We start from the raw sequence: 6824 nt of genomic DNA on the forward strand, positions 1-6824 counted from the left end.
GTCTCGTCCTGCTCACCGACCGTACGGGCCCTGCACCACGCCCGCCGCCCCCTGCCGGCCGCCCCCGCACCGGGCCGGCCCCTGGTCGTGGCGATGCCGAGCACCCCGGGCCAGGCGCCTCTCGACTTCGCGGCGGACGAGGCGGACGTGTTCGAGGAGTACATGGGCCCGGCGACGGTCCTGGTCGCCCCGGAGCGTCCGCCGACCCGGGACGGCGTCCTGGATCTGCTGCCCGGTTCCCCGGTCGTCCACTTCGCCTGTCACGGCGACAACTGGGACGAGGACCCCTCACGGCACCGGCTGCTCCTGCACGACCACGCCGAGACCCCGCTCACGGTCGAGGCACTCGCCTCGGTACGGCTCGACCACGCCCGGCTCGCCTACCTGTCGGCCTGCGGGACGGCCGTCTCCTACGACGGTCTGCTGGCCGACGAGGCCATGCATCTGACGTCCGCCTTCCAGCTCTGCGGGTACCGGCATGTGATCGGCACCCTGTGGTCGGTCGTCGACGACACCGCCGCCGAGGTGGCGGAGGCCTTCTACGCCGGTCTGCGGTCCGGGACCGGCACCCCGGATCCCGACCGGTCGCCGTACGCCCTGCACGCGGCGGTACGCGAACTCCGCGCGCGGCTGCCCCGCGCCCCGTCGCTGTGGGCCTCTCACGTCCACTCCGGCGCCTGATCACCTCTCACCCACATCCGAAGGACACGATGAACCGCACGCCCTTTCCCCCGCACGTGATGATCCGCGAACCGGTCAGGCGCATGATGACGGCCTTGCTCCTGGTGGGGTCCTTCGCGGCCTTCGGCCTGTTCGGCGGCACCGCCCTGCTGGTGTTCTTCACGGTGTGGGCCGTGACCGTCGCGTACGCGTCGTTTCGATCCGCGCAGAAGCAACTGCGCGACGTCGAGAAGGAACGGGCCCGGGCCCTGAAGTCGCACAGTGCCTCGGTGGCGGACCGGTTTCTGTTCGCCCAGCGCCAGGGGTGGCAGTACGAGGCGTCCTCCGCCGAACTCGCCGAGGGTTTCGGCCGGATCACCCAGGAGGTCCCCGACCGTCTCCCGGAGGAGCAGGAGGTCGTCGCCCGGCATGCGGCCCAGCTCGTGGCGGAGGGCGTGCTGCGCGGCCGGATCGACGGTTTCAACGTCACTGTGTTCGACCTGGAGATGATCAACTACGACGACATGCACGAGCTGAAGAAGCGCTGCCGGTACAGGCGGGCGGCCGAGGCGTCCAAGGACTATCTGACCGTGTGCGTCGTGGAGTTGCCCGTGCGGCTGCCGTACGTGGCCTCGGCCCATCTCATGTCCCACGACGAGGAGGCTGTTCGTACCGCGGATGTCGAGTTCGCCCGGTTCCTGCTGTCGCGGCCCTCGGTACGCGAGAGCGCACTGGATCCCGAGTACCTGTGGTCCGTGGCAGGGGACCGGCTCCTGGCCTGCACCGTGTCGAACTCCGGACTGGACGTGCCGCAGGCGACGAGCCTCGCCACCCGCACGGCCGCGGTGGCCGCCGCGTTCCCATGGCCGGAGCTGGAGCGCTTCCGCCTGCCGGAGCCGGACGAGCCGCCGCGGCACAATCTGTGGGTGTTTCCGTGGGAGCCACCCGTCGATCCGCTGTTCGGCCAGCGGGCACGGCGATGGGACGAGCAACCGGTCGGACACGCCGGCCTGCGCGCCTTCCGCTCCAACCCCGCGTGGCTGGACACGAAGGCGCCGCTGGAGGACCCCACCCGCTGAGCGTCCCCTCTCCCCGGACGTCCCCCGGTATGTCCCGAGCCCGCCGACACCCGCCCTTGCGCGCGTGTCGGCGGGCTCCCGCGTTTCACCTCTTGACAAGCACCGACACCCGACGGCAATCTTCCATTAGGCAGAAACAATATTCCACAATACGGAATCTCAACATGGCATCCGACACGGAAGGGAGCGCGACCCCGATGGGATTCGCAGACCAGCGCTTCAACGTCAACCTGTCGATCCTCTTCACCGAACTCCCGCTCCTGGAACGCCCCGCAGCCGCCGCGGCGGCCGGCTTCACCGCGGTCGAACTGTGGTGGCCCTGGGTCGACTCCCCCACCCCCGAGCAGTCCCAACTGGACGCGCTCAAGCGGGCGTTGGAGGAATCGGGCGTCCAGCTCACCGGCCTGAACTTCTACGCCGGACAGCTCCCCGGACCGGACCGCGGCGCCCTGTCGCTCCCCGGCGAGGAGTCGGAGAAGTTCCGCGCGAACATCGACGTGGCCGCCGGCTTCGCCCACTCGCTCGGCGCCACCGCGCTCAACGCGCTCTACGGCAACCGCGTGGCGGGCGTCGACCCGGCCGAGCAGGACGCGCTCGCGCTGGAGAACCTGGTCCTCGCGGCCCGCGCCGCCGACCGGATCGGCGCGGTCCTCCTGATCGAGGCGCTGAACAGGCCCGAGTCACCGCTGTACCCGCTCGTCAGCGCCCCCGCCGCCGTGGGAATCGTCGACAAGGTGAACGACGCGACCGGCCTCGGCAACGCGCGCTTCCTCATGGACCTCTACCACCTGTCCATGAACGGCGAGGAACTCACCTCCGTGATCGAGGAGTTCGCGGCGAAGACCGGCCATGTGCAGATCGCGGACAACCCGGGCCGCGGCGCCCCCGGCACCGGCACCCTCCCCCTCGAAGACCTCCTCGACCAGCTGAAGAAGGCCGGTTACGACGGTTGGGTGGGCCTGGAGTACAAGCCCGGCGACCGCCCGAGCGCCGAGGCCTTCGACTGGCTGCTGCCCCGCTGACCTTCACCGAAAGGCACCTCCCCATGAGCAAGCTCCCCAAGATCGCCTGGATAGGCCTCGGCATCATGGGCTCCCCCATGTCCGAGAACCTGCTGAAGGCGGGCTACGACGTCACCGGATTCACCCTGGAACAGGACAAGTTGGACCGTCTGGCAGCCGCCGGCGGCAGCGCGGCCGGTTCCATCGCCGAGGCCGTGCGCGACGCCGACGTGGTGATCACGATGGTGCCCGCGTCCCCCCAGGTCGAGGCCATCGCCTACGGCCCGGACGGCATCCTGGAGAACATCCGCTCCGGCGCCCTGCTGATCGACATGTCGTCGATCACCCCGCAGACCTCGGTCGACCTGGCGAAGGCCGCCGCGGACAAGGGAGTTCGGGTCCTGGACGCCCCCGTGTCCGGCGGCGAGGCCGGCGCGATCGAGGCCGTGCTGTCCATCATGGTCGGCGGCGGCCGGGCCGACTTCGACGAGGCGCGGCCGATCTTCGACGCCCTCGGCAGGACCATCGTGCTGTGCGGTCCGCACGGCTCGGGGCAGACCGTGAAGGCCGCCAACCAGCTGATCGTCGCCGTGAACATCCAGGCGTGCGCGGAGGCCGTGGTCTTCCTGGAGAAGTCGGGCGTGGACCTGGCCGCCGCCCTCGACGTCCTGGGCGGCGGGCTCGCGGGCTCGACCGTGCTGACGCGGAAGAAGGACAACTTCCTCAACCGCGACTTCAAGCCCGGCTTCCGGATCGACCTGCACCACAAGGACATGGGCATCGTCACGGACGCGGCCCGCAACGTCGGTGCCGCGCTGCCCGTCGGCGCGGTGGTGGCCCAACTCGTCGCGTCGCTGCGCGCACAGGGCGACGGCGGCCTCGACCACTCGGCGCTGCTGCGCTCCGTCGAGCGCCTCTCCGGCGCGCGGCTCTGAGACTTCCGGGCGGCGCCACCGCCGACATCTGTCCTGTCGCGCCCAGGCTGTGGCACCGCCCGGAACCATGCCGGCCCGGAGTACTCCGGACCGGGAACCAACAGACGGCCCGTGTGTGCCGGACGACCCGGATGAGGGGTGGTCACCGGCACCGCGCGGGCGGGGCCAGGACCGCGGCGGAGTGCGAGCCAGTGCGGTGGTGAAGGTCCCGGGGCCTCCTTCTCGACCTGAGGGAAGGAGCCCCCGGTTCCGTCGCGACCGCCGCGGTCCCAGCCGAAACACCGACCGGAGACACCGACCGGAATCACCCACACGAAACACCCACCCGAAGACCCCGTCCGGCGGCGCGAACGTCCTGTCGCGCCCAGCCTCGCGCCGTCGGACGGCCACACCACGAGCAGCGCCGGATACGCGGAATCCTGTATCCGGCGCTCTTCGGTGTTCCGGGTGCGGATCCGTCTCCCGCGCAGCAGCCTGAAGACATGGCACACCCACCGGAACACCCGCACATCGTGGTCCACCCCCCGGCCCTGGACGGCTCCCGCCGCGTCACCAGCGGAGACGAGACCCTCGGGATCGCCTCCCATCTGGACGACGTCGTCGAGATCCTGCGGCTGGCCGACCTGGACCGGATCGAGGTCGAGGAGAGCGATCTGATCGAGTGGCAGGGCGGCGGGCCGGAGGACTGGCCGGGGCTGTCGGAGCACCACGATCGGTGAACCTCAAATAAACCTCTGAACCCCGCTGTCGAGGCTTCAACCACCCCTGAACACGGGCACATTCGTCACACGAGGCCCGCCGACACGGGGGCACGGGGGACGGCGGGCCTCGTACGGGGGAAGTGCACGTACAGCAGTGAGGGGCTGCCCGACCGGAAGCGGTCGGGCAGCCCCTCACTGCTGTACGGCGTCTCAGACCTTCAGCGTCCTGATCGACGTCGGCGCGTGCCCCGGCTCCGTCGCGAGCTCCTCGAACTCCACCACCTCGCCGATGTCGTTCGTCCTGCTCATCGAGATGTTGGTGACGCGTTCCAGGATCGCTTCGACGACGACCGGCACCCGGAACTCCGCGGCGAGCTTCTTCGCCTGTTCGAAGGCGGTGCCGAGTTCGGCGGGGTCGGTGACCCGGATGGCCTTGCAGCCCAGGCCCTCGACGACCTTGACGTGGTCGACGCCGTAGACGCCCAGTTCGGGCGAGTTGATGTTCTCAAACTCCAGATTGACCTGGAAGTTGATGTCCAGGCCGAGCTGCGCCTGCCGGATGAGGCCCAAGTAGGCGTTGTTCACGAGGACATGGACGTACGGGATCCGATGCTGCGCCCCGACCGCCAGCTCCTCGATCATGAACTGGAAGTCGTAGTCGCCGGAGAGGGCGACCACGGACGCCTCGGGGTCGGCCTTCGCGACGCCGAGCGCGGCTGGGATCGTCCAGCCGAGGGGGCCCGCCTGGCCGCAGTTGATCCAGTGGCGGGGGCGGTAGACGTGCAGCATCTGGGCGCCGGCGATCTGCGAGAGGCCGATGGTGGAGACGTACCGGGTCTCCGGGCCGAAGGCCTTGTTCATCTCCTCGTAGACGCGCTGCGGTTTGATCGGGATGTCGTCGAAGTGCGTACGGCGCTGGAGAGTCGACCTCTTCTCCTGTGCCGAGGCCGCCCAGGCGGAGCGGTCGGGGAGGTTGCCCTGCGCCTTCAACTCCCTTGCCACCTCCACGAAAAGCTCCAGCGCGGCCTTCGCGTCGGAGGCGATGCCGTAGTCGGGGGCGAAGATCCGGCCGATCTGGGTCGGCTCGATGTCGACGTGGACGAAGGTACGTCCGGCGGTGTAGACGTCCAGCTTGCCGGTGTGGCGGTTGGCCCAGCGGTTGCCGATGCCGAGGACGAAGTCGGACTCCAGGAAGGTCGCGTTGCCGTAGCGGTGCGAGGTCTGGAGGCCGACCATGCCGGCGTTCAGCTCGTGGTCGTCGGGCAGGGCGCCCCAGCCCATCAGGGTGGGGACGACCGGGGTACCGGTCAACTCGGCGAACTCCACGAGGAGTTCGGCCGCGTCGGCGTTGATGACACCGCCGCCGGCGACGATCAGCGGGCGCTCGGCGGCGTTCAGCATCCCGAGCGCCTTCTCGATCTGGGCGCGGCTCGCGGCCGGTTTGTAGACCGGCAGCGGCTCGTACGTCTCCGGGTCGAACTCGATCTCGGTGAGCTGGACGTCGATCGGCAGGTCGATGAGGACCGGGCCGGGGCGGCCCGAGCGCATCAGGTGGAAGGCCTGCTGGAAGACGCCCGGGACCTGGGCCGCCTCCAGGACGGTGACCGCCATCTTCGTCACCGGTCCCGCGATGGAGGCGATGTCGACGGCCTGGAAGTCCTCCTTGTGGATCACGGAGGTCGGGGCCTGTCCGGTGATGCAGAGGATCGGGATGGAGTCGCCGGTCGCGGAGTAGAGGCCGGTGATCATGTCGGTGCCGGCCGGGCCCGAGGTGCCGATGCAGACGCCGATGTTGCCGGGGCTGGTACGGGTGTAGCCCTCGGCCATGTGCGAGGCACCCTCGACATGCCGGGCGAGGGTGTGGTGGATGCCGCCGGAGGCCTTGAGAGCGGCGTAGAAGGGGTTGATCGCCGCGCCGGGGACGCCGAACGCGTCGCTGACGCCCTCGCGCTTGAGGATCTCGACTGCCGCGCGGGCAGCGGTCATACGAGCCATGGAGTACTCCTGCTTCGGCTGTCGGATTCGCTTCACCGGCGCGCCCCGCGGTGAGTAATTCCGCAATACGGAAACTAGATTCTGCTATCTGGAAGAAATGTAAGTGGAGGCACGAAGGCCGTCAAGACACGGACAAGCAGGGGTTTCCAGGAGGACTATGGGGCGCATGTCCGAGAGCGTGCCGGTGCGCTGTCCGGCCTGCCGACGTGAGCACGTCTATGCCGCGCCGTCCTATCCCTGTGTCTGCGGTGCCCCCGTCGCCCCGCCGCTGGATCGGCGCGGCGCGGCCACGGTCGTGAGCCACCGGGTCTGGGACGAGGACTGGATCGCGGTGCGCTGCGAGGCCTGCGGCCGTCTGGACGAGTGGCCGTACCCGGAGCTGGGCTGCCCGTGCGGGACCCTGCTGCGGATTCCCGTCGCCGGGGAGGAGCCGCCGGCGCAACCGGCCGCGAG

The 6824-nt window shown here is 69.9% G+C and carries 6 protein-coding genes and 1 pseudogene; 6 read left to right on the forward strand and 1 reads right to left on the reverse strand.

From position 1 onward, the window contains the following. The 5 genes from R6V09_RS42060 to R6V09_RS42080 form a co-directional block, all read left to right on the forward strand. Positions 1-681 (forward strand): CHAT domain-containing protein (locus R6V09_RS42060; RefSeq protein ID WP_317886760.1); only part of this gene is annotated, 681 nt, incomplete at its 5' end. A 29-nt stretch (positions 682-710) separates the two neighbouring features. Next, complete coding sequence (locus tag R6V09_RS42065; RefSeq protein ID WP_317886761.1) at positions 711-1739, forward strand: hypothetical protein; 1029 nt, start codon at positions 711-713, stop codon at positions 1737-1739. Between the two features lie 197 nt (positions 1740-1936). After that, positions 1937-2761, forward strand: coding sequence for a TIM barrel protein (locus R6V09_RS42070; RefSeq protein WP_317886762.1), 825 nt, complete (start codon positions 1937-1939; stop codon positions 2759-2761). Positions 2762-2784: 23 nt separating this feature from the next. Next, positions 2785-3675, forward strand: a complete 891-nt coding sequence (locus tag R6V09_RS42075) for a 2-hydroxy-3-oxopropionate reductase (protein ID WP_317886763.1) — start codon at positions 2785-2787, stop codon at positions 3673-3675. A 482-nt stretch (positions 3676-4157) separates the two neighbouring features. Next, positions 4158-4394: a hypothetical protein gene (locus R6V09_RS42080; protein ID WP_317886764.1), complete on the forward strand. Its 237-nt coding sequence runs from the start codon at positions 4158-4160 to the stop codon at positions 4392-4394. 192 nt (positions 4395-4586) lie between these two features. Here R6V09_RS42080 and gcl read toward each other — a convergent pair whose 3' ends face one another. Beyond that, on the reverse strand, positions 4587-6371 hold the full coding sequence (gene gcl, locus R6V09_RS42085) for a glyoxylate carboligase (RefSeq protein ID WP_317886765.1): 1785 nt from the start codon (positions 6369-6371) through the stop codon (positions 4587-4589). Positions 6372-6528: 157 nt separating this feature from the next. Here gcl and R6V09_RS42090 point away from each other — a divergent pair. After that, positions 6529-6824 (forward strand): annotated as a pseudogene (locus R6V09_RS42090) (hypothetical protein); the annotation flags it as partial.

It is taken from the genome of Streptomyces sp. W16 (assembly GCF_033194735.1).
GTDB lineage: Bacteria > Actinomycetota > Actinomycetes > Streptomycetales > Streptomycetaceae > Streptomyces.